The sequence below is a fragment of the Acidobacteriota bacterium genome, assembly GCA_016196035.1.
In the GTDB taxonomy this organism is placed as follows: Bacteria; Acidobacteriota; Blastocatellia; order RBC074; family RBC074; genus JACPYM01.
Genome location: JACPYM010000051.1, coordinates 14,947 through 39,188, shown reverse-complemented (window position 1 = coordinate 39,188; position 24,242 = coordinate 14,947). Strand labels below are relative to the sequence as shown.

Below are 24,242 nucleotides of genomic sequence, written 5' to 3'. Positions count from 1 at the left end.
ACACGCACTGCAAACGTCTTCGCATACATCTATGGAATTCTCAGAAACGATCAAACTGGCTTTGGATGCAATTTGGGCCAACAAGCTGCGCTCCACGCTGACGCTGTTGGGCATGATTATCGGCGTCACCGCCGTCGTGCTGGTGGTCTCACTGATTCAGGGTTTCAACCGCTACGTGGACGAAAAGATTGCGGGCATTGGCGCGAAATCGTTCAGCATTCGCCGCTTCGGCTTTGACGATTGGAAGAGCACCGATTCGATTGCCAACGCGCAACGCCGCAACAAAGAAATCACCTTCGACGATTTCGATTACATTCAAACGCGCGCCACGCTGATTGATAAGCTCGGCGCCAAAGCACTCGGCTCGCCCTCGATTCTCAAATATCACAACGAGAGTGCCGAGAACGTCGGCGTAGACGGCGCGACCGCCAATTGCGTGGACATCGAAAACCTGGACATCGCCGACGGACGCTATTTCACCGACACCGAAGACAAAGCCGGGATGCCTGTAATTTTGCTTGGATGGGATGTGGCCGCTAAGCTTTTCCCCAGCGGCAACGCGGTGGGCAATGAAATCTCGGTCAACGGCTTGCCTTACCGCGTGGTTGGCGTGGCGGCAGCCAAGGGCACGATCTTCGGCATGCCGCAAGACGTTTTCGCCACTGTCCCGTTGCGCACTTACATCAAAAACTACGGCCCGGCGGTGCGCCAGCGCAGCTTTTACATGCTCGCCACGGCGAAAGACGACAACCATTTCGCCGACGCGGTCGAAGAGGCGCGCGCGTTGATGCGCGTGCGGCGCGAATTGAAATTCAACGAGAAAGACAATTTCGGCATCAACACACCGGATGCGGTGATGGGCATCCGCGACAGATTGCTGGGGCCCATTTTCATCGCGGCGACCGCCGTGCCCGCCATCGCGCTGGTCGTCGGCGGCATTGTCATCATGAACATCATGCTGGTCAGTGTGACCGAACGCACTCGCGAAATCGGCATCCGCAAAAGCCTGGGCGCGCGCCAAACCGACATCCTCAAACAGTTCCTGATCGAAGCCGTGATGCTCTCGGCTATCGGCGGCACCGTCGGCGTGTTGATCGCCTGGGCCATTGGCCGGATTCTGACCGCCTTTGTTTTCCAGACCTATCTTTCGATTGCCGCCGTGATCGTGGCCGTTGTCGTCTCCGGCGTGATTGGCATCCTGTCCGGCATATTGCCCGCGCGCAAAGCGGCGTTGCTCGATCCGATTGTGGCGTTACGGGCAGAATAGATCATCAACAGTAAAGTCGTAGCCGGGGTGCCAAGCCATTGACGGGTGGGCGTCAAACTTTTGCGGACAGTTTGCGCGACGCGCGCTGCGCGGTTCTTTTTCTTGGCGGGCAAAAGCTTGCCCGCCATTGACAGGTTATTGAGCTTTCGTTAGGGTGCGAATGGAAATTGCGCGGCTTTCATTTCCATCTTGCTAAGCAAGTCAGACTAGCAAGCTTGTTTTTATCATTTCCGTTCTCAATGCACTACAGACTCTGGGCTGCTTAGGCAGCCCATTCGTCCAAAGCGTTTGGCGCGGTTGACGTTGCATTTTTTCTTGATTGCAATGCATCGCCGACTCACCAGCAACATTAACCAGCAACATCACTATAATGGAGATTGCGAAATGGCTAAAAAAGCTTCAGTGAGTACCCCTATCGTTATTACGCCCACAACACCACTCACAAGGATGGGATTTACAGACCAGGAATTGAAAGTGCTCTCGCCACGAGTCAGGAAACTCACCCGACCTGATTTATTGTCACTGATTGAAAAACCCACGACGGCGCCGGCAACCTTGAACTTGACGTTCCAGGATTTGCAGGGCTTGAACGCAGTGGCTGTTGCCGCGCTCAAGAAGCCGGGGACGACAACCGGGGGCGGAGGCAGTGGAGATGGTGGCATTCGCTGCTGCTGCTGTATTGCCTGCTGCTGCTGCTGCTGTGCGGTCTCTGTGGCTCAGCCGAAACCTGCTGATCTAGCTTGATTCAAAACTTTTGCTTCTGGCTTACCCCGGATGCGGGGCTACACAGGATGCGGGGCTGCAAGCCCGCGCCTATCGTTGCCGAGCGGCTTTGCTGGCTGTGCAATTGGTGCAGCCAGCTATTGCTTTGTCTAACAGCTTAAAAAGACCGGGCCTGGATCACATTCTTCGCGGGGCCTTGCTTTCATTGATGCTGCGCGTCGTGTTCCCGGTTTGGAATAATACGCCTATGGTCAATGCTGATCTGCCGACCATTATTTACCTCCCAGTGGCGTGGATGGGGGTTGCGGGGACTTCGCTTTCCTATGCGTTACTGGCTCGGACACGGATTGACCTCACGCGAGTTTTCGCGGCACTGAACATCCAGCGCCAGTTCACGGCTGCACTCTGCCTCTACAATATCTGGACGTTTGTGGCGGCTCTGATCTTTTCCTTCCTCTTCGCACGCCGAGGGGTTGGCGGCGTCACCGTGGGATGGGGAGGAAATCTTTCCTTCGCGGGTGCAACGCTGGCGATAATCGGGGCCGGGATAGGAATCCTGCTCTGGCCGATCTTGGAGTGGGGCATTGGGTATTTTGGCTTCAAAATGTTTTACGCGCAGCGGGTCGAGCACGCGCAATCGGATAGACTCTCCCGCTTGGAACTCAGCTTATTAACCATACTAGGCGCGCTGACAGTGCCGGCGCTTGAGGAGCTGATCTTTCGCGGATATGTTTTCAACGCGCTGCTGGCGTATACCGGGAACACGGCCCGTGCAATCTTTTTCACGGCGCTGATGTTTGCCAGTATCCATGTGGTTTTTGGAATAGGCATGGTGATTTATGCATTGATCTTGTCGTTCATGCTATCGGCGCTGGCCCTGTTTGCGAACAACCTTTATCCGGCAATTCTGATGCATTCGCTGGTCAATTTCTGGGGGATAGTAGCGATGCCAATTCTCTCTCAAAGGAAGCGCGGGAGCCAAAGAGATTGAGCGGAATGCTGTAGACACCGGAATGAGGAGCATTTGCCGGCATTTTATCCGGCTTCTTCATACCGTCTTTTATGGAGCATCTATGAGCAATGATAACCTCCCTCACGGGCTGAATGGACTGACCGCCGGTGACCAGACGGCTGCGGTTGAGGATGCGCGGCGCTTCATCGCGCTGCCCGTTCAACTGATTGAATCCGCCGAGGGGGCGATCCTCAGACGCGGCTCCACACAGGTCATGATTCGCGGCGAGCGCGCGATGCCGGCCATTCAGATACTGCTCGCTGCAATGACGGGGGAAGGGATAACGATCAGGGAAGCCTGTGACCACTTTGCGGCTCCGGATCACCCCGCTGTCAGGCAACTCATTGAGCAACTGCTGGCCCGCCGCTTTGTGATCCCGGCGGGCCAAGACGCTGGCCCAGCCGACCCTGAAGGCCCGCTCGATGTTTTCTATTGGAATTTTGGGACATCAACCGGCGCAGTCATTGAACAACTGAGCCAGGTCCGTGTTGCGATTCTCGGCGTCAACCACATTTCACGCCAACTGACCAACGCGCTAGTCACCTCCGGCGTGACAAATGTCGCGCTGATTGATTATCCGTTTCTCCGCAATCTTTCTTTCTTTGACGGGACGCAGTTCCGGGCGCCGTTGTGGAAGGTGGCCGTTGAACCCCTTGCCTATGAGGACTGGCTGGCAAAGCTTCAAGCGGATTCGTTTGATTGCCTTGTGGCGACTTCCGATTTCGGCGGCTTGCGCTTGATGCGAGAGTGGAACGCTTTCTGCCTGGAACGTGACCGCCACTTCCTTCCCGTGGTGTTGCAGGATATGGTCGGCTATATCGGCCCTTCCGTGATTCCTGGCGAGACAGCCTGCTTCGAATGCTTTATTGCGCGGTTGGAATCCACGCGCACCGGCCACGCGCTGGAGTCTGCGCTGGAGGCGCAGGCCTTCGCCGGCCAGCAGGTGGCGGGCTTCCATCCTTCGATGGCTTCGGTACTCGGCGATATCGCCGCCCTCGAGCTGATGAAATTTTATAGTCGTGCGCTCCCGCTCTGGAAAGTCGGCTCCGTGATGGAGGTGAACCTGTTGGCCGGTCGCATTGATTCAAGAAAAGTCCTGCGCGTGCCGCGCTGCCGCGCCTGTAGCCCGCTTATCCGCCGTTCCTCCACATCCATCATCAACAGCTCGCTCGCGAGCAAGGTGGTTGAAGAATGAGTGCGAAACAGAAATCCTTGCGGCGCCTATTTGATGCGTTGGAATACATCGTAGACGAGCATCTGGGGATTGTTCAGTTTGTGACGGAATCGCCCCGCCAGCCGGGCAGTCCTGATTTTTTTCATTTTTTCGCGCAAGCGTGCAATACCGATTCTTTCAGCGAGCAAGCGAACTTTAACAAGACTGGCGGCGCGTCTGCCCAGCGCGGCATCGCCATGGCGAAGGCGATTGGCGAGTCAGTCGAACGCTATTGCGGAGCGCTTTACCAGTTGGCGGAGTTGCCGCTCCATCCCTATGCGAACGCGCCTTTCCGCTGTGTGCATCCGGCGGAGTTCGCGCTGCTCAGCCCGGCGCAGTATCAGAACCCCAAAGTGATGTTTGTGCCTTTCGATGAGCACACGCCGGTGCGATGGGCGCCGGCGGTTGACCCGCTGCGCGGCGAGAGCTGGCACGTCCCGGCGGCCATGGTCTATGTCCCCTACATCTACCATCGCGGGCAAGGGGACAGCCCCATCGCGCAGTCCATTTCGACTGGACTGGCCTGTCATTGCAGCTATTTTGAAGCGGCGATTTCCGCGCTTTGCGAAGTGATCGAGCGCGACGCATTTACCATCACCTGGCAAGCCAGGCTGGCCCCTCCGCAGATTCGCGCGGAATCGCTGAGCGCGCGCAATCGCGACCTTGTCGCGCGCTTCGAGAACGCCGGTTATGAGGTGACGCTGTTCGATATGACGCTGGATGCCGGTGTCCCCACAGTCCTCTCTGTTTCGCGCAACACCATGCCTGAGGCGCCGCCGCTGGTTCCCGCCGGATCGGCATCCCTTGATCCTGAAGAGGCTGTCCGCAAGAGTTTGGAAGAGTTGGCGCATACGCTGGAATATTGCCAGAAGATTATGATCCATATGCCGCGTCTGGCGAACAACCCCCATTACGACAATGTGGAGGATCAAACCGGCCATCTGAATTTTTGGTGCGATCATGCGAAGGCCCCGCTCGCGAATTTTCTTTTCGCCTCACCGGCACGGATAGATTTCGGCAGTCTCGCGAACCTATCCACAGGTGAGCCTGGGAAAGACTTGCAAACGCTGTTGCAAAAGCTGCGCGCCGTAAACCACATGGCGTTACTTTGCGATCTGACGACGCCGGATGTTCAGGAAGTGGGTCTGTCGGTGGTACGCGCCATCATCCCCGGCTTTCATCCGCTTGCCGTCGGCCATAGTATCCGTGCGCAGGGCGGCAACCGGCTCTGGACGATCCCCCAGCAACTCGGTTACGCAGGCATCACGCGCGAAAAAGGCGACAACTCTGTCCCGCATCCCTATCCATAGGCATTGAATAGACAACCATCCAACACGGAAAAATCATGCTCAACAGTAATCGCTTCACCGATCCGCCAATTTCAGAAGGCGATGGCGATCTCATTTGGGAAACCTTCCACGAGAACTCGAAACTGTCGGCGTTCGATGTGCCGCCTGCTGACCATGAGGTCTTGGCGCGAATGGAGCAGCTTGCCGAATCGTTTTCCTTTCACGGCTATCCGGTTCTGGAACTGCCCGCAACGTTGGCGCCGCTGACCATCCCGCTCGGCGAAGCGCTCCTCAAACGGTCTACGGCAAAGCAGATGCTTCCCCTGCCAGTCAATTTGCAGACCGTGGCGACGCTGCTGCATTGCGCTGCTGGCATCACCCGCGATCAACGTTCGCTGGGGTATCCGCGCGCGTTCCGCGCCGCGCCGTCGGCGGGGGCGCTTTATCCGCTGGAAATCTATTTCCACAGCGCGCATGCCGAGGGCTTTCCAACGGGCCTTTATCATTACAATCCGGTAGAAAATCATCTGCGCCGGCTCCGCGATGGCGACCAATCAGAGACGCTGGCGCGCGCGCTGGCGCAGCAAACCAACGTGCACGATGCGTCATTGCTTATTTTCATTACGGCTGTTTTCGACCGTTCGACGTTCAAGTATGGCGACCGCGGCTATCGTTTCGCCTTACTTGAAGCTGGGCACGTGGCCCAAAATTTCAACCTTGTGGCGCTCGGCCTGGGCCTGGGGAGCATCAACCTGGGCGGCTATTACGATCGTCGGATTGATGACTTCCTTGACTTGGATGGGCTGACGCACTCCACCATCTATCTGATCGCCATCGGACAGGAAGCCGAGGCATCCGAGCTGAATCGCGCCGAGGGCTAGCACGTGGAGAAACGCGCCACAATTGATTTCACCAGAGACCCCGGCACCCTATCCCTGCCGGGGTTTCGCGCCCGAAGCCAGGAAACGCTGAGGCAGCAAATTGAGAACGCCGGTCTGCCAGGAACTTGGGTGGCGGCGGATTTGAGCCTTGGTGCCTGGAGAGGCCAGCAAGTGGCGCGGGAATTCTTTGCGCAACTTGCGCTGGAGCTTCCGAGTTCTGAATTCGCGGTGGCGGACTGGCATCGCGCAGCGCCACCCAGAGAAATTTCCTATGCCGATATTATCGGCGAGTTTATTGACGCTGAAGCGCTCGGCGACCGGGCCACCGTTGAATCACTAAACTTCGCGCAGCGAATCAGAGAAAGAGTACAGGGAGTTGCACCCTATCTCTTCCTGGTGATCGCGCCGCGCGCTGCGCTTCCCTGGGAAAACGAGAATCTCCTTTTTATCCGGTTTTTGGCGCAAGCGTTACGCGCCACGCCGAGTAAGATCGCGCTGGTCGCGGCAGATGCAGACGACCCGGCAGTGCCGGCGGATTGGGAAATAGACTGGCAAGGGAGCCGGGAACCGCCGCCCGTGACCGTGGCAGGAGATATTCTTGGCCTGGTTCCTGGGGTCAGCTCCCCTGAAATGCGGCTTGCGCTGGCGGCGGCTGATTTGCCGCCAGCCGCCGCGCTCATCCCGCTCGCCAATGGTTATTGTCTCGTTCCGCCTGAGCGGCGGCGGCGTCCGCAGGATGTGGCCCGCCTGGAATTTGATCGGTTGGGCGCGCTGGCGCGCCCTTTTGGCTGGCTGGATGCTTATGCGCAGTTCCACGGGAACAATATGTATGTGGAGCCCTGGTTTCTTTACACCGAAGGACAACGGCGCCTGGCGGAAGGTGGGCTGGGGATTACGTTGCGGCTGCTTGAAAGAGCACTCACGAAGCTTCGGATCGGATTGGATTGGGGAATCTTTCAGTCTTATGCCCAGGGCCTGCGCGTGGCTTCCCAACGGTTTGCTGAGGCGGCCAACATCCCTGATCCCCCGGCGGTTCTGCCCCCCGAAATGCGGAGCTTTCTGTTGCAATCCAAAGGCTGGGGATATGTGATGACGGGCAACCTCGCGTGCGCCGAAGCATGTTTTCAGCAGGCGTGTTCATTCGCCGACCCGGCCGGACAGGAGCGCCGCGAATACCTTTACCTGTTAAATATCTTTGCGCTCTGCCGCCTGAAAGCAGGCGACATCACACAGGCTTTAGCGCTGGAAAAGGAGATCGAAGAACGAACCGCGCGCTTGCCTTTCCCAGACCGCCGTCTCCAATATGTAAATTCGATCAACCTGGCCCGGCTGTACCGTCGTCGTCAGGAATTCGAGCAGGCAGAGCAGTATTTCAACGCCGCCTTTTCCACGACGCTGGGGGCGCGTTCAGAAAGCGATGCGTTGTATGCCAACCTAATCCTGGCTAGGCTGGCTGCTGAGCGCGGGAACCATAGAGAGGCATTCAGCGCCTGGATGCGGGCAGGGCTTCACTGGGCCGCCAGCAACGCGCCGGAAGCCGTGGGAGCGCGCGTCGTAAGCTCCCTGCTGGGCAAGAGCGCAAAATTCGAGGGCAGCATGCCAGAGGCAGTTTCCGCCTCAATCGCGGCCTCGCTGCTGGCCGCAGCCGCCCTTTCGGGCAGCGCGGAAATTGCCCGCGCATTGCAAAACGCCAAACCGGCAACGCTGCCCGCACCGGTTTTTGCCCGTACCGAACAGCTTCGCCAGGTATTGCCGGCGGCGGGCTTCCATTGCGCCTTGCTGGGCCCGGGCTTTGCTGTCCTCGGCATGCACAATCCGCTGACGCCGCAAATCGCCGATCGAACTTCCGGCAACTCCGGGCGCTACTCTTCACCGTGCTAGCGACCCTCGCGCCGGCGGGCTTTTTTGCCGCGACGCAAACCATTGGTGTTGAGGATTTGTTTGGCCAGGAGATCCCGGCCACGCCGGAAGAATTGCTGGCAGTTTGTGTGCGCCTCAATGTACCGCACTTCGCAATCAAGGGGGCGGCAGGCACACTCAGCGCCCAAACGCGCGCGCAGTTCGAACAACAGTTGCAAGTCAGCCTCGGGTGCGCCGTAGAAAGCCTTGCCTTTCAGAACGAACAGGCTGTTATTCTCTTCAAGCGCTATCTTGCTCCACTGAGGCTCGCGCCTGAAGAGAGCCGTCTCCTCTTCGCGCTGCTCGAAGAGGATGATCCTACCGTCGGTTACTTATTGCGCCGGTATGCAGGAACCGAGTCAGGCGAAAATGTCTTGCGGCTTCTGCGTAGGCTGGAGCAGAAACGTGTGGTGAATCTCGATTTTCCGCGCACCTTCGAATTCAACCCGATTCCGCTCCGCTAAATTGTCACGGCGGGGGGACACCCAGATCAGCCTTGACAGTGATCGGCGTGGTGATCGGCGTCTGGGTCGTGATGGTGATCGCCTCGTTCATCAGACGCCGCCGCCATTGCTCAATTGCCGGCGATTACGGCAGCGTCGCCCGTGCTGGACATCACGATGGATTTTTACTGACTACTGACTACTGACTACTATGAGAACTGACATAACCGAAAATTTCTGGATGGCGATTGACACGTTGCGCGCGAATAAGCTGCGCTCGTTCCTGACCGTGATTGGCGTCGTGATTGGCGTGATGACGGTGATGGCGATTGCTTCGATCATCAGTGGCATTGATTACGCCGTCACCCAACAGATCGAATCGTTCGGCACCAACTCTCTGTTCATCAACAAATTCGACCGGGGCATACGTTTCGGCCCGCCCACCCGCGAAGAACGTATGCGCAAGCCGCTGACCTATGACGACGCGGTGGCGCTGGCGCAATTGCCTTCGGTCAGCATCTCGGTGCCACTGCTCAACATCACCAACGACTATTTCGGGCGCAAGATCGAGGTCAAAGGCGGCGGCACGCAATCCGCCGCCGTGTTGTTGCAAGGCACCTTGCCCGATTACGAAAAAGCCGGAATTTGGGTAATCTCCGCCGGACGTTTTTTCACCCAAGGCGAGAACGACAACACCGATGAAGTCTGCGTCATTGGTGCTTCGGTCGCCGATCAGTTCTTCCCCTTCGGTTCGCCGCTCGACAAAACCATCACCATCGGCGGGCGCGAATTCCGCGTCATCGGCGTGCTGGAAAAACGCGAACAACTTTTCGGCGGCGGCCAGGGCAACAACGATCAGAACAACATCATTTTCATGCCTTACAGTTTGGCGCTGCGTCTGAAACCGCGCGCCGACGATGTCTTCATCCTCGCCGTCGCCAAACCCGGCATGCTCAAAACCGCGCAGGACCAAGTCGCCGATTTGCTGCGCATTCGCCGCCAAGTATCTTTCGGCCAGCCGAACAACTTCGGCATTCAGACAGCGGATTCGATCATTGACACCTTCCGTTCGATCACTTTCGGCGTCGCGCTGGCGATGATCGCGATCTCTTCGGTCGGTCTGATGGTCGGCGGCATCGGCGTAATGAACATCATGCTGGTCAGCGTCACCGAACGCACCAAAGAGATCGGCATCCGCAAAGCCATCGGCGGCAAACGCCGCGACATCCTCTGGCAATTCCTGATCGAAGCCATGACGCTGACCGGCCTGGGTGGCCTGATCGGTTTGTTTTTTGGCTGGCTGATCACGCTGCTGATCAAACTGATCGTGCCGTCGTATGTGCCGCTCTGGGCGCCCATCGCAGGCTTTGTGTCGAGCGTAGGCATCGGGCTGATTTTCGGTTTGTGGCCGGCGTGGAAGGCGGCGCGGATGGATCCGATTGAGGCATTACGGTATGAGTGAGGCATTGCAATCAAAGAAGGAATGATCCGTGAGGTTTGATTGGGACGAAGCCAAAAACCGCATTAACATCCGCAAGCACGGTTTTGATTTTGCCGATGCTTGGCAAATCTTTGAAGGCCCTGTGTTGACTGTGCCAGAGACAAGGGAAGATTATGGCGAAGACCGTTGGATCGGAATCGGTTTTTTACAAGCGCGTGTGGTCGTAGTTGTGTATGTCGAGCGCGGGTTCGACATGCTACGCATTATCTCGTTGCGAAAGGCTCAAAAACATGAACGCCAACAATTTGAAGACGCCCTCAGAAACGGATTGGGCACGTATTGATGCGTTGACGGATGAGGAGATTGATACGTCCGACATTCCGCCGCTGACCGATCAATTCTTTGCGCAGGCAACTTGGCGGCTACCGCGCAAAAAAGAGGAAGTGACCCTTAAAGTAGACGCCACTGTACTTGAATGGTATCGCGCGCAAGGCGAAGAATTTCAGCAACTCATCGAAGCCGCGCTTCGCATTTATGCCGATGCACACCGAGTGACCAATTAACCCTGTGCGTTTTCAGTCCCGACGATTAACATTTACGGTTTCGGCAACCCGCCATCTTTTGGATACCGCTGCAACATCCCTTCCTCTTTCATCAGCTTTTCAATTGCATCTATCTCCATCGGCACGAAATCGGAAACGATCTCTTTGCCGGTCGCGGTGATGATGATCAGGTCTTCCAGGCGGATATAAATCTGCTCTTCGGGCACGGTCAGCGCGGGTTCAATCGTGAAGACCATCCCGGCGCGCAACGGCCCTTCGTGCGGGCCGTCGTCGTGCGTTGCCATACCGACCCAATGACCCAGCGAAGCATTTGGATTTTTCGCCGAGGCTTGATAGCGCGCGACAAAGGCCTTCGCCGCATTCTCATATGCAGGCTTGGAAAATTTGGACGAAGCCAGCAACTGCTCCATCTCTTTGACGGCTTCCTGAATAACCACTTGCGCGGTGACGTTGGGGTTGATCGCCTTCAGCACTGCCTGATAGCAGCCGAGATAAAAGCCGTATAGCTCGCGCTGCCAGGCGTTGAACACGCCGTTGACCGGCATCATCCGCGTCACATCGCTCATGTAGTAGCCCACGTCCGGCGCGAAATCCATCAGCAGAAAATCGCCGTCGCGCATCTGCCGCTTGCCCGCGTTGTAGTGCGGATACCAGGCGTTGCGCCCGCTGGCGATCAGCGAGTAATAGGCCTCGCCCTGCGCGCCGTTGCGGTAATAAACGTACTTCGCCATCCCATCCAATTCGTGTTCATAAATGCCCGGCTCGGTCGAACGCATCGCCTCCATCAACGCCAAACCGCCGAGCCGCGTAGCCTTTTTGATCAACGCCAACTCGCGCGGACTCTTGATCAGCCGCAAGCGGTCGAGCGCCGGCGTCAGGTCTTTGATCTCGAATTGCGGGAAGCGCCCGCGCAACGTTTGAATCAGTGCGCCTTCGCGCGAAGGCCGCCCGTCAAAGGGATCAGCCGCGTAATCGCCAATCACGCGCACCGCCAGATCGCGGCTCATCGCAAAGCCTTCCGCCGGGCTGAAGGGCGTAAACAGCGCGCGCCCGCTGGTGCGCGTCGCCCGCGCCAGATGCTCATTCAACAAGTCGCTGCCATACACCGTCTCAACGCCGCTCAGCTTGACGACCTCCGCTGCGTCTTCCGCCGACAACATTTTCCCCTCGCCGCGTTCGCGCCCTTCGTTGCGATGCGGCAAGTAGAGCGAGGCCCGCCGCGTCGCGCCATCCAACAGCAAATAGGCGTGCGGGACTTCGATGCCGCAGAGGTAGTAAAACTCGTTCGACTGGCGGAAGCGCGTGTAGCCAGCGGGACTCGGCGCGCCTTGCACTAGGGCAAGGCCGTTCTCGCCGATGGCCTTGTAAACTTCGGTGCGGCGGGCGGCGAATTCTTCGGGCGGGAAATCGGTGGTGAAGGGCGAAAAGCCTTCCTGCGCGGGGACGACAGTGGTCAGGAGCAAAAACGCAATGAATACAGAGCGGGTTGGTTTGAGCATAACGAACTCCTTTTCTGTTGAGCGGGTTCAAGGTCAGTGCTTCAAGTGATCTTTGCCTTTGTGATCAATCCAGAGTTCAACTTCACCGTTTTTGTTGATACGCGCGATAAAAGGCTTTGGTCTGGTTTGAAGAAAACGGGCAATTTTTGGGAGGGATTTGCTCAGGGCATTGGCGTTGTCCAACCCAGAGCTATTCGCGGAAATAAGAATGAAAGATGCAACTCCAGAATTCATCAAGGCAATGCGTTCCAAATCATTCCGACGAATTTCTCTATCTTTGGTCAGCACCACCCAATCGCGTTTCCCACATTCAATTAGCCAGTGCGTATCCGGCGCATCGTCTTGAAAATGGTCGGAGTGTACCTCGACTCTCAGGCCAGCTTGGCGAAGGGTTTCTGGAACAGTATTTTTGCCGAGGCAGCGGTCAACGAAGAAAACAACATTTTCAAGCTGCTTTTCTAGCGGGAGCTTCGTACCTGACCGCTTCTTCGATCTCTTCTCTTTCGACGCCATAGTCCCTACCTAATTCGTCCGTCGAATCCCCGGCGTAAAAACGTTCGGCCACGATCGCAGTCGGCACCCCGGTCTTCGCAAGCACGGGACGGCCAAATGAAACCAATGGATCAATCATTACTCGTTTCGGTTCTTCGGCTTGATGAGGCGAGCGCAGAAATGGGTAGAGGCGCACCGGCAAAAGTTTCGTCGGGTCACGGTCAATGCGGCGCAGATATTCTTCGACGACGTTTCTGATGGCAAGTTGTCCGCCACGCGAGACATTGACCAGTTGCCCCAAATCCTCAATGAATAAATCCACGCCATTGGTCAGAAACAGCTTGTCGGCCAGCGGATGTTTCGAAGGAGATTTGTCTTCAAGGTACTTGATCGCGTTTCGGACCTTGTAAAAAGGGACGTTTTCGACCCGCCGGATTCCATTCAACACGTAAGCTTCGACGAGGTTCATGAAAGACAAGCGCGCAACGTCAGGGTCAGACAATAAAATAACTGGGCCTGAGAACTTCTTGCCTTGCTCATTTCCGCTTGGATAGTCACGGCCTCTTACCCATGAACGCAATGTCCCAAACGGAATTTTCAGGTAGCGCGAAGCTTGCAAGAGGCTATAGAGGGGCACCTCCCGCGGCTCAATGCCGTAGAGATTACTGCCTTCAATCAGTTGTTTGCGCGCTTTGCTCATTTGTAGGGTTGCTGCTGACTGCCGTTACGTTTTGCTTGGAGGGGAAACGGGAGTATAGCCAAACCTGTTCATTAACAACAATCGAATTTCGCCTTACCGATGAGAAGCGCGGGCAGCCAGGACAACCCGGCTGCCCGCACCATCAAATCCGGCTGCCGCTACTTCGCGCCGTTATTGCCCGCGTCGTTCCCCTTCATCTGCCCGCGAAACAGATTCAGCAACAACAACGTCCCCAACCCGCCCGCGCCATCGCCATTCCCGCCCGACGCCAGCACATCAGGAGTGATGCGCACGCCTTTCTCGCCGATGACTTTGAGCGTCTCGACCAGCGCGACGCCTTGCGCGCCGAGCGCGTTGACCTGTTCACGGTAGGCCACGCCTTGCGCTTCGCCCATCAGGCGCATCTTTTCGGCTTCGGCCTTGCCGGTTTGCGAAATGTAGTGCGCCTCGCCTTCGCCTTCCGCCTTGCGCTGTTCGGCGCGGCGGCTGGCGATTTCGACGCCGACGGTGGCCTCCATCAACGACTTCTGGTTGTCGGCGCGGGATTTGGTCTTTTCTAGTTCAATGCGATTGACCTCGGCTTCCTGTTGCGCACGGAACATCGTCTGGCGCTGTTCGGCCAGAATCTTTTCGGTCTGCGTCTTCATCAGTTCTTCGGGCAGGCGGATGTGGCAGATCAGCACGTTGACGACGTCCGCGTGGTACTTGAGCAAGTGGCCGCGCACGCGGGCTTCGGCGCGCTCCTGCTCTTCGTGGCGGTTTTGCAGGTAGGCCATCGCCGGCGATTCGCTGGCCTGGTTGCGGAAGATCGAATCAATCAGCGGATGCATCACGTTTTGAATCAAGCGTTCCAGCCCGCCGATCTTGGCGACCATAAAGGGCGCGTCTTCGGGTTTGACGCGGAAGACGACGCGCACTTCGAGTTGCATCGTGAAGCCGTCTTTCGAGATCACTTCGAAGGGATCGAAGGAAGCTTTCAAATCTTCCGCCGTCCATTCGACCGTCTGGTTGGTCGTCGGGATGATGACCGGTGTGACGGCCAGCGTGTTGACGTAATAGCGGCCCGGCCCGACGACCGTTTCCTGAATGCCGCGAAAGCCTTCGGGCACGACGTAAGCTTCGTGCGCGCCTTGATCGAGGCGGCCATCGGCGGGGTCGCTGATTTTCAACTCCTGCTCCAGCGCTTGCAGATCGTCGCCCGTTTTGCCATCCAGCTTGTCCAAATGCGCGGCAGCCAGCGCGAGTTGCTCTTTCTCTTCGCGTTCGAGTTTCTCGCGCACCTTGGCTGCCATCGCTTTGCGAATCTCTTCGGTCGGGTCTTTGCCAACGTTGGAGACGATCACGGCGACTTCACCGGGGCGCACTTCGCCGGCCTTTTCGGGGATGACTTTGAAGAGCAGCGGGTTGATGTAATAGGTGCCGGGCAACAGCAAATCCTTCTGCGGGCCGCGCTGGCCGCCGCGTTTGATAAAGGCGTCGCCGGTTTGGAAATTGCTGTGGCCTTCGACCTGGGTGGCGACGTAATCGCGCGGATCGAGTTGCGCGCCGTCCAGCGCTTCGACCAGGCCGACCTGGTTTTCATTGACCAGCGTCGCGTCGAAAAGCTGCACCCAGAAGAGACCGGCCTTGATCTCATTCTGCTCTTCGAGCGAGACCGAGTTGGTCAGGATGCGATAGGTGCCGGGCGTCAGGATTTCGACCTGCGGCCCTTTTTGTCCGGCGGCGTGGATGAATTGTTCGGCGTCCTGAAAGTTGCGATGCCCCGGCACCGCCATCGCCAGCAAGCGGCCCGCATCCAGCGGCGCGCCGTCGGCGGCGGTGACGATGCCGACCTTGCCCTGCGGCACGATGGTGGCTTTGGCAATCGAGACGCGAAACAGATAGGGATGAATCGGCCACAAACCCGGCGGCAACGTGCGCATCTGAATGCCCTTGACGCCGCCCTGTTTGATGAAGGCGATGGGGTCTTGAAAGTTGTTGTGCGCGTTTTGCGCGCGGTCGGGCGCGAAGATGCGGCCCGGCGGCAACGGCTCGCCATCCACGGCTTCGATCACGCCGAGTTCATCCGCGCCGATTTCGATCAACGGGACTTTTTTGAAGACGCGCTCAAACGGCCATTTGACGATGTGCAAGCCGGGTTTCAACACATCGGCCTGAATGCCGACTTCGCCTTCGGTGGCGACGACGCGGCCTGGCGGCATCTTGGCCCCGAAATAGCGCCGCTCCTTGATGGCGATCTCGGTCGCGCTGACGTTGACCAAAATCTTGCGCAAGATCATGAGCACGCCAACGCACACGACGAGCGCCGCGAATAACACGAATGGAGTAAAACCTTGCATAGTTTCCTTTGCTGCTAGCGACGAGACTGAGTCAGAACAGCGTTACTGAAGCGAGCCAAAAGGAAAAATCGGCCACAGAGTCACAGAGTCACAGAGGGGGAAAAGAGTTGTTGAAAGCTCCTGTTTTTCTCTGTGTCTCTGTGCCTCTGTGGCAAATGGCTTTCCGTTTGATTGCTCGAATCACGTAAACACGCTACGAGGACGATGCTGGTGGCGTTGCCGCCGCTAGCTCACGGCGCACAGTCACCAGCATCCGCTTCAAAACAAAGCCTTCACCCGACTGCCGCGCAGCCGGGGCCAAAATCCAGTACTCGCTCTCGATCAGCGCGTGCAGGTTGTGCGCTGACGCCCAACCGAGACAACCTGCACGCCAAGCCGCCAACGCCGCTTCCGCCGTTTGCTGAAATACCGCCGCATCGTCGCTGAGCGCCGCAATATGCAGCAGTTCGCCCAACGCGAACCGCTCCGGCGCACTTTGCCAACGCGCCAGCACCGCTGCGGCCAACGCCGCATTCGCGCGCCAATGGTCGTCTTGCGTGATGTGGTTGACCAGCCTTTGCAAGGCTTCGTCATCGCGCCTCACGCAGCGCACCAATTCGCCCAATGCCTGTTGGTACAGTTCATCGCCACCTTGTGCGCAAGCTTCGGCCAGCACGCTCAAGTCGCCTGTTGCGGCACACTTCAATAAAGCGGCACGCGCTTCGGCGGCAGTGCGTTCGGCTTCGGCCAGCGCCAACGCAGCATGTTGTTCGGGGTTATCGAACAATCCGCGCGGGCCAGGCCAGTCGGCAGGTAGTGCGACAAAAACTGCGGTTGGCGCGCTAGAAAGTTTGGCCAGTTTGGCTTGCTTGCGGTTGCGCAGAGAGTAGGCTGCGGTCAGCAGCACGAGTAAGAAAATTGAGATGATTAGAAATGCTTCCATCGTCGAAACGCTCCGCGCGGCTCTGCGGGTGTGAACCGGGGCCGCTTTGACTGCGGGCGTCTTCCGTAGCGAACTTACGAAAGGCGTTTGAGGAAGTTCAGAAATTCAGAAATGCAGGCGGAATATTAAGCGGATTTGAGGTGACGCGGCAATGTTTTCCTGGGTACGCACTGAAGGATGACCTTACTGGCGAATGCGCCAAGTGGTCCGACAAGCTGCCAGCTTGTCGGACGCTTGATAGTAAAACCCATTGTTCGCCAGCCGAGACCCCGACAAGCTGGCAGCTTGTCGAACAACCGGATGCGTGCTTAGCCAAGCTAACGCGCAACACGCGCAGGCTGACGCTGTGTCCAAGCAGGCAAGTATTTATTCAACACGCGATAGCCCAACAGCACCGCCAGCACCGCGCCAAACGCCAGCGGCTTGGTGATGTCGGCCTTGACCAGCAGATAGTAATGCAACACGCCCGCCGCCGCCGCGACGTAGGCCAGTTTGTGCAACCGGTTCCAACGCTTGCCGCCCAAGCGTTTGAGCATCGCATTTGTCGAAGTCACCGCCAGCGGCAGCATCACCAGCCAGCCCAGCATGCCAATGGCGATGAAGGGGCGCTGCACCACGTCTTTCAAAATCACAGCGAAGGCAAAGAACTTGTCGAACCAGGTATACGCCAGCAAATGCAGCGAGCCGTAGAAAAACGCATACAAGCCCAGCGTGCGCCGCAACAGCCCCAGCCACGGCAAGCCCAACGCCTTGCGCAACGGCGTGACCGCCAGCGACAGGCACAGAAAGGTCAGCGTCAGCGTGCCCGTCGTGTGCGTGATGTATTCCAGCGGATTCGCGCCCAATTGCGCGTGCCACCAATCCCACAGCAGCAACGCGAGCGGCACGGCACTGTTGATAAAGATGGCCTGCTTGATGAATTGCGAGTCCTGCTTGGTCATAATAGCCTTAGAGCGGTTTTCAGTTGCGTGTATGGCTGCGGCTGGTAGGACAGGTTGGTAACCTGTCCTACCAGCCGCGCCCAACGGCTTCAGCAAACCGTACACTCAATAATCTAAAAATTCTTCTGCAAATCCAGCCCCGCATACATCTGCGCGACCTGTTCGCCGTAGCCGTTAAACAGCGTCGTCTGGCGGCGATTCCATTCGCCGATGCGGCGTTCGGTGGCCTGACTCCAGCGTGGATGATCCACCTGTGGATTGACGTTGGAATAGAAGCCGTATTCATCCGGCGCAGCGATGTTCCAGGCGGTGCGCGGCTGGTCGGCCATCAGGATGATTTGCACGATGGATTTGATGCCCTTGAAACCGTACTTCCACGGCACGACCAGGCGCAGCGGCGCGCCGTTTTGCGGCGGCAGCGCTTTGCCATACAGGCCCGTCGCCAGCAACGTCAGCGGATGCATGGCCTCGTCCAGCCGCAAGCCTTCCTGATACGGCCATTGCAACACGTCGTCGCGCTGGCCCGGCATGCGTTTGGGATCGTAAAGCGTGATGAACTTGACGTACTTGGCATTACCTTGCGGCTCGACGGCTTCGAGCAATTTGGCGAGCGGGAAGCCGAGCCAAGGGATGACCATTGACCAGGCTTCGACGCAACGATGGCGGTAGACACGGTCTTCCGCCGACGCGAGTTTGGCGAGCTCGTCCAGATCAAAGGTCTTCGGCTTATTGACCAGGCCATCCACCGTCACCGTCCACGGGCGCGTGACGAAGTTTTTGGCGCGCGGCGCGACGCCGCCTTTGCTGGTGTCGAATTCGTAGAAGTTGTTGTAGGTCGTGATGTCTTCGAATTTATTGGCGGCTTCGCCTTCGGGCGTTTTGTAACCGGCAAGCGGGGTGTTAGCAGTCGAACCAGCAGTTTGATTGGCCACGCCCTCAGCAGGCGCGACCGCCCCGGTCTGCCCCGACGGATTGAGCGCCCGATAGAGCAACCCTGTCGCTGCGACCGAACCGGCAAGGCCTGCCGCCTGCAAAAATTTGCGACGGTTCAGATAGAGGCTCTCGCCGGTAATCTCGCTGCTTTTGATGTCGTCAGGTTTCTTAATTAGCATTCAGATAACTCCGCGCCAAAGCGCACTGCGGTCAATCCATTTGCATCCGCTCAAATCTCTGGTTGAATCGTTCATTGCCGCGATTTTATTCCCAATGGATGTTCGTTCAAACTCAGCCCGCAGACTATAATCCCTCAGCTTCAGTTTACGGCTACAAAAGCCAAATAGATTTTCCGCATTGGGTTTGTTGATGAATTCATTGGACGAATGGCTGGCCCTGCCGCTGGCCGTGTTACAAGCACGGGTACGCGCCGCTGCCGCGCCCAGCGGCTTGCTCGAAGCATTGGAACAAGACACGCGCAACGGCGCGCGCGCCCTGGCGCAACGCTTGCGCGCGCAAGCCAGCGCTCAGCAATCCGCCAATCGCGTCGAAGGACAACGGTTGCGCCGCTTGCTGAAATACGAAAGCGAGTTGTGGGCGCAAGGTTTCGCGCAAATTGCCGGCGTGGATGAGGCTGGCGTCGGGCCATTGGCTGGCCCTGTGGTGGCGGGCGCAGTGATTCTGCCGCGCGATTACAAGCTGCGCGCACTGAACGATTCAAAGAAGCTGGACGAAACCACGCGCGAACAACTGGCTGCGCAAATCAAAACCGATGCCGTCGCCTGGGCGCTGGGCAGCGCCGAAGTCGCCGAGATTGATCGGTTGAACATTTATCACGCCAGCCTGCTCGCGATGCGGCGTGCGGTCGAAGGGCTGGCGCTGCAACCGGATTATGTGCTGGTGGACGCCCGCACGATCCCCGCCATCTCGATGCGGCAGCGCGGCATCATCAAAGGCGACAGCCTCTCGGCCAGCATCGCAGCGGCTTCGATTCTGGCGAAAACGGCGCGCGATGCGTTGTTGCATGAATACGAACGGCAGTACCCCGGCTATGGGTTTGCCACGCACAAAGGCTATCCGACACCGGAGCATTTCAAGGCCTTGCGCGAACGCGGCGCGCTGCCGATTCATCGGCGCAGCTTCCGCCCGGTGCGTGAGGCGTTGAGCTTGGAGCCGCAGCAGGTTTCTTTATTCGAGTTCGGATCAAATGATTGAACCGGGCGCACTGGCAAACAGGCGTTCAGAGTTCAAGCTTTAGCTTGTCCGGCGTGCGTAACGCGCGAAAACAAGCTAAAGCTTGAACTCTGAACGCTCGCGCCCACGGTGCACAGTTGTCCGTGCGCGTTTCAGTCCCGGAAGCAAGTTGTCCGTGCGCGTTTCAGTCCCGGAAGCAAAGTGAAACAGTCCGCTATGAACCAACTCACCGCAAGACTCGAATTGCACGATGAAGTCAGCTTCGTCTTGCGGCTGGCGCGCGCCCTCCACAGCTACGGCGTGCCCGCCCACCGTTTGGAAGACGTGTTGGAAAGCGCCGCGCGGAAGCTTGGCTTGGAAGGGCAATTCTTTTCGACGCCGACTTCGATCTTTGCGGCGTTTGGCAAACAGGATGAACAACACACCTTTCTGATGCGCGTCACGCCGGGCGAAGTGAATTTGGGCAAGCTGGCCGATCTGGACGCCGTGGCTGTGCGCGTGCTGCGCGCAGGCTTGGCCCCGCTTGAAGGCTCGGCGCAGATCGATGAAATCATCGCCGCCAGGCCGCCCTATGGCAGCGTGTTGCGGACACTGGCCTTTGGCTTAGCCTCGGCGGCGGCTTCGCGTTTTTTGGGCGGCGGCAGCCAAGAGATTGCGCTTTCGGCTACGTTGGGGCTGATGATCGGGCTGTTGCAATTGCTGGCGGGCCGCTGGCAAGGGTTAAGCCGCGTCTTCGAACCGCTGGCGGCGTTCACTGTGACAGTGCTGGCGGTAGTTTTCAGCCTGGTGTTTGGCGCGTATGCCGTGTCGAACGCCACGCTGGCCGGACTGATCGTGTTGATGCCGGGACTGACGTTGACCGTTGCGATGATCGAACTGTCAACGCAACATCTGGCGTCGGGCACGGCGCGTTTGAGCGCGGCCTTTGTCGTCTTTCTGGGCATGGGTTTTGGCGTCGCCATTGGCAATACGATCACCGATAAATTGCTGGGCGCGGCACGCATCGCCCGCGCCGTCGCCTTGCCCGAATGGACGATATGGGCCGCGTTGGTGGCGATGTCGCTGGCGCTCACGGTGCTCTTGCGCGCGAAACCGCGCGATGCCATTTGGATCGTGCTTGCCGGAGCCATTGCCTTTACCGGCGCACGCGCAGGCGCGCAATGGTTCGGCGGCGATCTGGGTGTCTTTGTCGGCGCGTTGCTCGTCAGCGTCGCCAGCCGCCTTTATGCGCGCTGGCTGGATCGGCCCGCCACGATCACGCAAGTGCCGGGCATCCTGCTGTTGGTGCCCGGCAGTGTGGGCTTTCGCGGGCTGGCGGCGCTGTTGGACAAACAAGTCATTTCCGGCGTAGACACGACCTTCAAAATGATCCTAACCGCCGCCGCGCTCGTCGCCGGCGTGCTGATCGCCAACATCCTCGCGCCATTACGGCGTGAGATTTAGCGTGCTGCGCAAGGTACAGCAGGCTGCCAGCCTGCTGCCGGGCGGCTGGTCGAACGACTGGCGGCCAGTGCGCGCGTAAGTAAAGACCGCAGCAAGCTGGCAGCTTGCTGTACAGTTTTGAGGAACAGCAATGTCTCAACGAATCAATCACCAATGGCGGCTGATTTCGCGCCCGGTCGGCAATTTGACCGAGGCCAATTTTCAATGGACGGAAGAAACTGTACCTGAGCTGCAAGACGGCCAGGTGCTGGTGCGCGCGCTGTATCTGTCGCTCGATCCGGCCAATCGCGGCTGGGTGCGCGAAGGCGGTTCGTACCGCGACGAAATCCCGTTGGGCGCGGTGATGGAAGGCGGCGGAGTCGGCGTCATCGAGGAATCGAAGAATCCCAATTTCAACGTTGGCGAAACCGTGCAAGGCATGTTCGGCTGGCAGGAATACGTGGTCAGCGATGGCCGGGGGGTGAGCAAACTGCCGGACAGGCCGGGCCTGCCGTTGACGGCCTATCTGGGCCTGTTCGGCCACATCGGGCTGACGGCCTATTTCGGCTTGCTGGATATTTGCAATCCGCAGCCGGGCGAAACGCTGGTCGTGTCGGCAGCAGCAGGCGCGGTCGGTTCGCTGGTCGGGCAGATCGGCAAAATCAAAGGCTGCCGCGTCGTCGGCATCGCGGGCAGCGACGACAAATGCAAATGGATCGTGGAGGAACTCGGCTTTGACGCGGCGATCAATTACAAGACGGAGAAAGTGTCCGCAGCCTTGCGCCGCGCCTGTCCGAACGGGATTGATATTGATTTCGAGAACGTCGGCGGCGAAATCTTCGATGCCATCCTGGGCCAGATCAATCTGGGCGCGCGCATTTCAGTTTGTGGCTTGATCTCGCAATACAACGCGACCGCGCCCGTGCCCGGCCCCTACAACCTCGTCAACATCCTCGCCAAACGCGCCAAGGTGCAAGGCTTCATCGTGACCGATTACATGCCGCGCGCGCAGGAGGCGATGAAGGATTTGGGCGAATGGTTCATGCAAGGCAAGCTCAAATACCGCGTCGAAGTCGTCGAAGGGTTGCAGAGCGCGCCGACGGCGTTGAACAAGCTGTTTGAAGGTTCGAACCAAGGTAAGCTGATTATCAAGCTGTGAACAACCGGCGTGACATAGCACAGCCGCTTTTGCTGGGCGGCTGTGCTACGATGCGTGACATAAGGAGGTCTTGCGATGGAAAAAATGATCACGCTGGAAATCCCGCAAAGCGAGTGGGAGAAATTCAAGGAAGAGTTGATCCGCATGACTGCGATTTTGCAAGAGCGCCAACGTGAGAGCGATGAGCGTTGGGAACGCATCGCCTTACTTGATGCTGAAAATGACCGGCTGATGGCTGAATTGAAAAGGAGGCGGGCAGATGTGGAAATTCTTTTGGGACCTTCTGAAGCCGCTCTTCACCTTTGAGGAGCGCCTGGCCCGGCTGGAAAAGCAGAGTGAAAAGCAGGAACAGCGGCATAAAGAAATCATGGCTGAATTGACCACTGTCCTTATCGAACTGGGGCGGCGGGCGGAGCGCGACAAATGGCTGGCTGAAGTCGAACGCGCGAAGCGTGAAACTGACCATTGGAAGAGCGAGGCTGAGCACCGCGCACAGGCGCTTGAACGCTCAGAACACGAGCGAAACCGCTTAAGCTCCGAACTCGCACGCCGTCAATTACCCCCAGCGCCATCAACCGACGACAACCAAGCCTGACTCTACCCTCTCAATCTACTGGAGGCCCCACTTGTTAAAACTTGTCTGCATCATGCTTTTGACCGCCACCACCGTGAACGCACAAAAATACGGCCCCTTCCACCAAACGCTCACCAGCACCGCGCGCAACATCCGCCTCGAAACCTGGCAAGTGACTGACCGCGACATGCCGTTCCCCTCAAGCGGGCCGTGGTCAATCCAGAAATACACCTTGCACGGCGGCAAGCAGGAAGGCGTCGAAGTCATCGCTGTTGATAACGGCAAGCTGCGGTTCATCGTCATCCCCACGCGCGGCATGAACGTCTTGCGCGTCGAGTCGGGCGACCTGCGATTGGGTTGGGATTCGCCCGTGAAAGAGGTCGTGCATCCGTCGTTGATCAATCTGCAAAGCCGGGGCGGCCTGGGCTGGCTCGAAGGCTTCAACGAATGGCTGGTGCGATGCGGCCTGGAATGGGCGGGCCATCCCGGCAAAGACAAATTCATCAACAACACCGGCGACGAAGCCGAGATGGATTTGACGCTGCACGGCAAGCTCGGCAATACGCCTGCTTCGGAAGTCGAGATCATCGTTGATCCGCAACCGCCCAACGCGCTGCACATCCGTGGCCGCGTGGACGAGCGGATGTTTTACGGCCCGAAGCTCGAAATCTGGACGGAGATTTCGACTGCGCCCGGTGCAACCAGCTTCCGCCTTCAGGATAGCCTGACGAACTACAGTGCGTATGAGCAGGAGTTCGAATTGATCTATCACGCCAACTACGGCCCGCCGCTGCTGGAAAAAGGCGCGCGCTTTGTCGGCGCGGTCAAACGCATTACGCCCTTCAACGCGCACGCGGCCAAAAGCACCGCCAGCTTTGCCGAATATGTCGCGCCAACCAAAGGCTTCGTCGAACAGGTTTATCTGATCGAGCCGTTCGCCGATGCCACCAACCTGACGAGCGTGCTGTTGCACAACGCGGCGGGCGACCGGGCTGTGACGATGCGTTATGACATTTCGCAACTGCCTTACTTCACGCTCTGGAAAAATACGACAGCGCTGGAGGAAGGCTACGTCACCGGGCTGGAACCGGGCACGAGTTCGCCTGCCAATCGCAGTATCGAACGCAAAGCCGGGCGCGTGCCCAAGCTGAAACCGAACGAGACGCGAATGTTTGCCATCCAGGTCGGGTTGCACGCGGGCAAAGACGAAGTGGCGCACAACGTGGCAGCCATTCAGTCGCTGCAGGCTGGGCGGCAAATGCAAATCGTCACCCAACCGATCAAGGTTGAATAACAGGCAGCGGCGCGCATGGGAAGATTCGACCTGAAAGGAGCC

Annotated in this window: 24 protein-coding genes; 17 read left to right on the top strand and 7 right to left on the bottom strand. The window is 58.2% G+C overall.

The features are described 5' to 3' along the window. Positions 1-31: 31 nt before the first annotated feature. The 11 genes from HY011_15345 to HY011_15295 all read left to right on the top strand — a co-directional run bounded on the left by HY011_15345 (position 32) and on the right by HY011_15295 (position 10,731). The gene (locus tag HY011_15345) at positions 32-1,267 is read left to right on the top strand and encodes an ABC transporter permease (GenBank protein MBI3424306.1); all 1,236 of its coding nucleotides are present in this window, start codon (positions 32-34) and stop codon (positions 1,265-1,267) included. Positions 1,268-2,099: 832 nt separating this feature from the next. Next, a complete protein-coding gene (locus HY011_15340; GenBank protein MBI3424305.1) occupies positions 2,100-2,981 on the top strand; it encodes a CPBP family intramembrane metalloprotease in 882 nt (293 codons plus the stop codon). An 82-nt stretch (positions 2,982-3,063) separates the two neighbouring features. Then, positions 3,064-4,197, top strand: a complete 1,134-nt coding sequence (locus HY011_15335; protein MBI3424304.1) for a TOMM precursor leader peptide-binding protein — start codon at positions 3,064-3,066, stop codon at positions 4,195-4,197. Then, a complete protein-coding gene (locus HY011_15330; protein ID MBI3424303.1) occupies positions 4,194-5,525 on the top strand; it encodes a YcaO-like family protein in 1,332 nt (443 codons plus the stop codon). The genes HY011_15335 and HY011_15330 overlap by 4 nt, the downstream gene beginning before the upstream one ends. 35 nt (positions 5,526-5,560) lie before the next feature. Next, positions 5,561-6,385, top strand: coding sequence for a SagB family peptide dehydrogenase (locus tag HY011_15325; GenBank protein ID MBI3424302.1), 825 nt, complete (start codon positions 5,561-5,563; stop codon positions 6,383-6,385). A 3-nt stretch (positions 6,386-6,388) separates the two neighbouring features. Further along, positions 6,389-8,266, top strand: coding sequence for a tetratricopeptide repeat protein (locus HY011_15320; GenBank protein ID MBI3424301.1), 1,878 nt, complete (start codon positions 6,389-6,391; stop codon positions 8,264-8,266). Then, positions 8,260-8,748, top strand: coding sequence for a hypothetical protein (locus tag HY011_15315; GenBank protein ID MBI3424300.1), 489 nt, complete (start codon positions 8,260-8,262; stop codon positions 8,746-8,748). Before HY011_15320 ends, HY011_15315 begins: the two co-directional genes overlap by 7 nt. Positions 8,749-8,780: 32 nt before the next feature. Next, positions 8,781-8,933, top strand: a complete 153-nt coding sequence (locus HY011_15310; protein ID MBI3424299.1) for a hypothetical protein — start codon at positions 8,781-8,783, stop codon at positions 8,931-8,933. A gap of 5 nt (positions 8,934-8,938) precedes the next feature. Then, entirely contained in the window at positions 8,939-10,189 is a 1,251-nt protein-coding gene (locus HY011_15305; GenBank protein ID MBI3424298.1) for an ABC transporter permease, read from the top strand. A gap of 28 nt (positions 10,190-10,217) precedes the next feature. After that, positions 10,218-10,511, top strand: a complete 294-nt coding sequence (locus HY011_15300) for a BrnT family toxin (protein ID MBI3424297.1) — start codon at positions 10,218-10,220, stop codon at positions 10,509-10,511. After that, a complete protein-coding gene (locus HY011_15295) occupies positions 10,459-10,731 on the top strand; it encodes a BrnA antitoxin family protein (GenBank protein MBI3424296.1) in 273 nt (90 codons plus the stop codon). The genes HY011_15300 and HY011_15295 overlap by 53 nt, the downstream gene beginning before the upstream one ends. A gap of 32 nt (positions 10,732-10,763) precedes the next feature. Here the strand turns inward: HY011_15295 and HY011_15290 are convergent, their stop codons facing one another. From HY011_15290 to msrP, 7 genes are all read right to left on the bottom strand, one after another. Next, a complete protein-coding gene (locus tag HY011_15290; protein ID MBI3424295.1) occupies positions 10,764-12,230 on the bottom strand; it encodes an aminopeptidase P family protein in 1,467 nt (488 codons plus the stop codon). A 33-nt stretch (positions 12,231-12,263) separates the two neighbouring features. Next, entirely contained in the window at positions 12,264-12,743 is a 480-nt protein-coding gene (locus HY011_15285) for a hypothetical protein (GenBank protein ID MBI3424294.1), read from the bottom strand. After that, positions 12,676-13,422 (bottom strand): DUF433 domain-containing protein, encoded by a 747-nt coding sequence (locus tag HY011_15280; GenBank protein ID MBI3424293.1) that lies wholly within the window; start codon positions 13,420-13,422, stop codon positions 12,676-12,678. The genes HY011_15285 and HY011_15280 overlap by 68 nt, the downstream gene beginning before the upstream one ends. 158 nt (positions 13,423-13,580) lie before the next feature. Continuing rightward, positions 13,581-15,761, bottom strand: a complete 2,181-nt coding sequence (locus HY011_15275) for a hypothetical protein (protein MBI3424292.1) — start codon at positions 15,759-15,761, stop codon at positions 13,581-13,583. 193 nt (positions 15,762-15,954) lie between these two features. Then, complete coding sequence (locus tag HY011_15270) at positions 15,955-16,683, bottom strand: hypothetical protein (GenBank protein ID MBI3424291.1); 729 nt, start codon at positions 16,681-16,683, stop codon at positions 15,955-15,957. Positions 16,684-17,000: 317 nt separating this feature from the next. After that, entirely contained in the window at positions 17,001-17,624 is a 624-nt protein-coding gene (locus HY011_15265; GenBank protein MBI3424290.1) for a sulfoxide reductase heme-binding subunit YedZ, read from the bottom strand. Between the two features lie 113 nt (positions 17,625-17,737). Continuing rightward, positions 17,738-18,736 (bottom strand): protein-methionine-sulfoxide reductase catalytic subunit MsrP, encoded by a 999-nt coding sequence (gene msrP, locus HY011_15260; protein ID MBI3424289.1) that lies wholly within the window; start codon positions 18,734-18,736, stop codon positions 17,738-17,740. 184 nt (positions 18,737-18,920) lie between these two features. On the opposite strand from msrP, the gene HY011_15255 reads away from it, so the two are divergent. The 6 genes from HY011_15255 to HY011_15230 all read left to right on the top strand — a co-directional run bounded on the left by HY011_15255 (position 18,921) and on the right by HY011_15230 (position 24,200). Continuing rightward, positions 18,921-19,772, top strand: coding sequence for a ribonuclease HII (locus HY011_15255; protein ID MBI3424288.1), 852 nt, complete (start codon positions 18,921-18,923; stop codon positions 19,770-19,772). Between the two features lie 195 nt (positions 19,773-19,967). Further along, positions 19,968-21,194: a threonine/serine exporter family protein gene (locus HY011_15250; protein MBI3424287.1), complete on the top strand. Its 1,227-nt coding sequence runs from the start codon at positions 19,968-19,970 to the stop codon at positions 21,192-21,194. 130 nt (positions 21,195-21,324) lie between these two features. Continuing rightward, positions 21,325-22,332 (top strand): NADP-dependent oxidoreductase, encoded by a 1,008-nt coding sequence (locus HY011_15245; protein MBI3424286.1) that lies wholly within the window; start codon positions 21,325-21,327, stop codon positions 22,330-22,332. A gap of 75 nt (positions 22,333-22,407) precedes the next feature. Further along, a complete protein-coding gene (locus HY011_15240; GenBank protein MBI3424285.1) occupies positions 22,408-22,638 on the top strand; it encodes a hypothetical protein in 231 nt (76 codons plus the stop codon). Beyond that, entirely contained in the window at positions 22,592-22,927 is a 336-nt protein-coding gene (locus HY011_15235) for a hypothetical protein (GenBank protein MBI3424284.1), read from the top strand. Before HY011_15240 ends, HY011_15235 begins: the two co-directional genes overlap by 47 nt. A gap of 52 nt (positions 22,928-22,979) precedes the next feature. Next, positions 22,980-24,200: an aldose 1-epimerase family protein gene (locus HY011_15230; GenBank protein MBI3424283.1), complete on the top strand. Its 1,221-nt coding sequence runs from the start codon at positions 22,980-22,982 to the stop codon at positions 24,198-24,200. Positions 24,201-24,242: the final 42 nt, after the last annotated feature.

Coding starts and splice junctions, on each gene's coding strand:
- HY011_15345 (MBI3424306.1), top strand. CDS start 32: ATGGAATTCTCAGAAACGATCAAACTGGCTTTGGATGCAATTTGGGCC.
- HY011_15335 (MBI3424304.1), top strand. CDS start 3,064: ATGAGCAATGATAACCTCCCTCACGGGCTGAATGGACTGACCGCCGGT.
- HY011_15330 (MBI3424303.1), top strand. CDS start 4,194: ATGAGTGCGAAACAGAAATCCTTGCGGCGCCTATTTGATGCGTTGGAA.
- HY011_15325 (MBI3424302.1), top strand. CDS start 5,561: ATGCTCAACAGTAATCGCTTCACCGATCCGCCAATTTCAGAAGGCGAT.
- HY011_15305 (MBI3424298.1), top strand. CDS start 8,939: ATGAGAACTGACATAACCGAAAATTTCTGGATGGCGATTGACACGTTG.
- HY011_15295 (MBI3424296.1), top strand. CDS start 10,459: ATGAACGCCAACAATTTGAAGACGCCCTCAGAAACGGATTGGGCACGT.
- HY011_15290 (MBI3424295.1), bottom strand. CDS start 12,230: ATGCTCAAACCAACCCGCTCTGTATTCATTGCGTTTTTGCTCCTGACC.
- HY011_15285 (MBI3424294.1), bottom strand. CDS start 12,743: ATGGCGTCGAAAGAGAAGAGATCGAAGAAGCGGTCAGGTACGAAGCTC.
- HY011_15280 (MBI3424293.1), bottom strand. CDS start 13,422: ATGAGCAAAGCGCGCAAACAACTGATTGAAGGCAGTAATCTCTACGGC.
- HY011_15275 (MBI3424292.1), bottom strand. CDS start 15,761: ATGCAAGGTTTTACTCCATTCGTGTTATTCGCGGCGCTCGTCGTGTGC.
- HY011_15270 (MBI3424291.1), bottom strand. CDS start 16,683: ATGGAAGCATTTCTAATCATCTCAATTTTCTTACTCGTGCTGCTGACC.
- HY011_15265 (MBI3424290.1), bottom strand. CDS start 17,624: ATGACCAAGCAGGACTCGCAATTCATCAAGCAGGCCATCTTTATCAAC.
- msrP (MBI3424289.1), bottom strand. CDS start 18,736: ATGCTAATTAAGAAACCTGACGACATCAAAAGCAGCGAGATTACCGGC.
- HY011_15250 (MBI3424287.1), top strand. CDS start 19,968: ATGAACCAACTCACCGCAAGACTCGAATTGCACGATGAAGTCAGCTTC.
- HY011_15245 (MBI3424286.1), top strand. CDS start 21,325: ATGTCTCAACGAATCAATCACCAATGGCGGCTGATTTCGCGCCCGGTC.
- HY011_15240 (MBI3424285.1), top strand. CDS start 22,408: ATGGAAAAAATGATCACGCTGGAAATCCCGCAAAGCGAGTGGGAGAAA.
- HY011_15235 (MBI3424284.1), top strand. CDS start 22,592: ATGTGGAAATTCTTTTGGGACCTTCTGAAGCCGCTCTTCACCTTTGAG.
- HY011_15230 (MBI3424283.1), top strand. CDS start 22,980: ATGCTTTTGACCGCCACCACCGTGAACGCACAAAAATACGGCCCCTTC.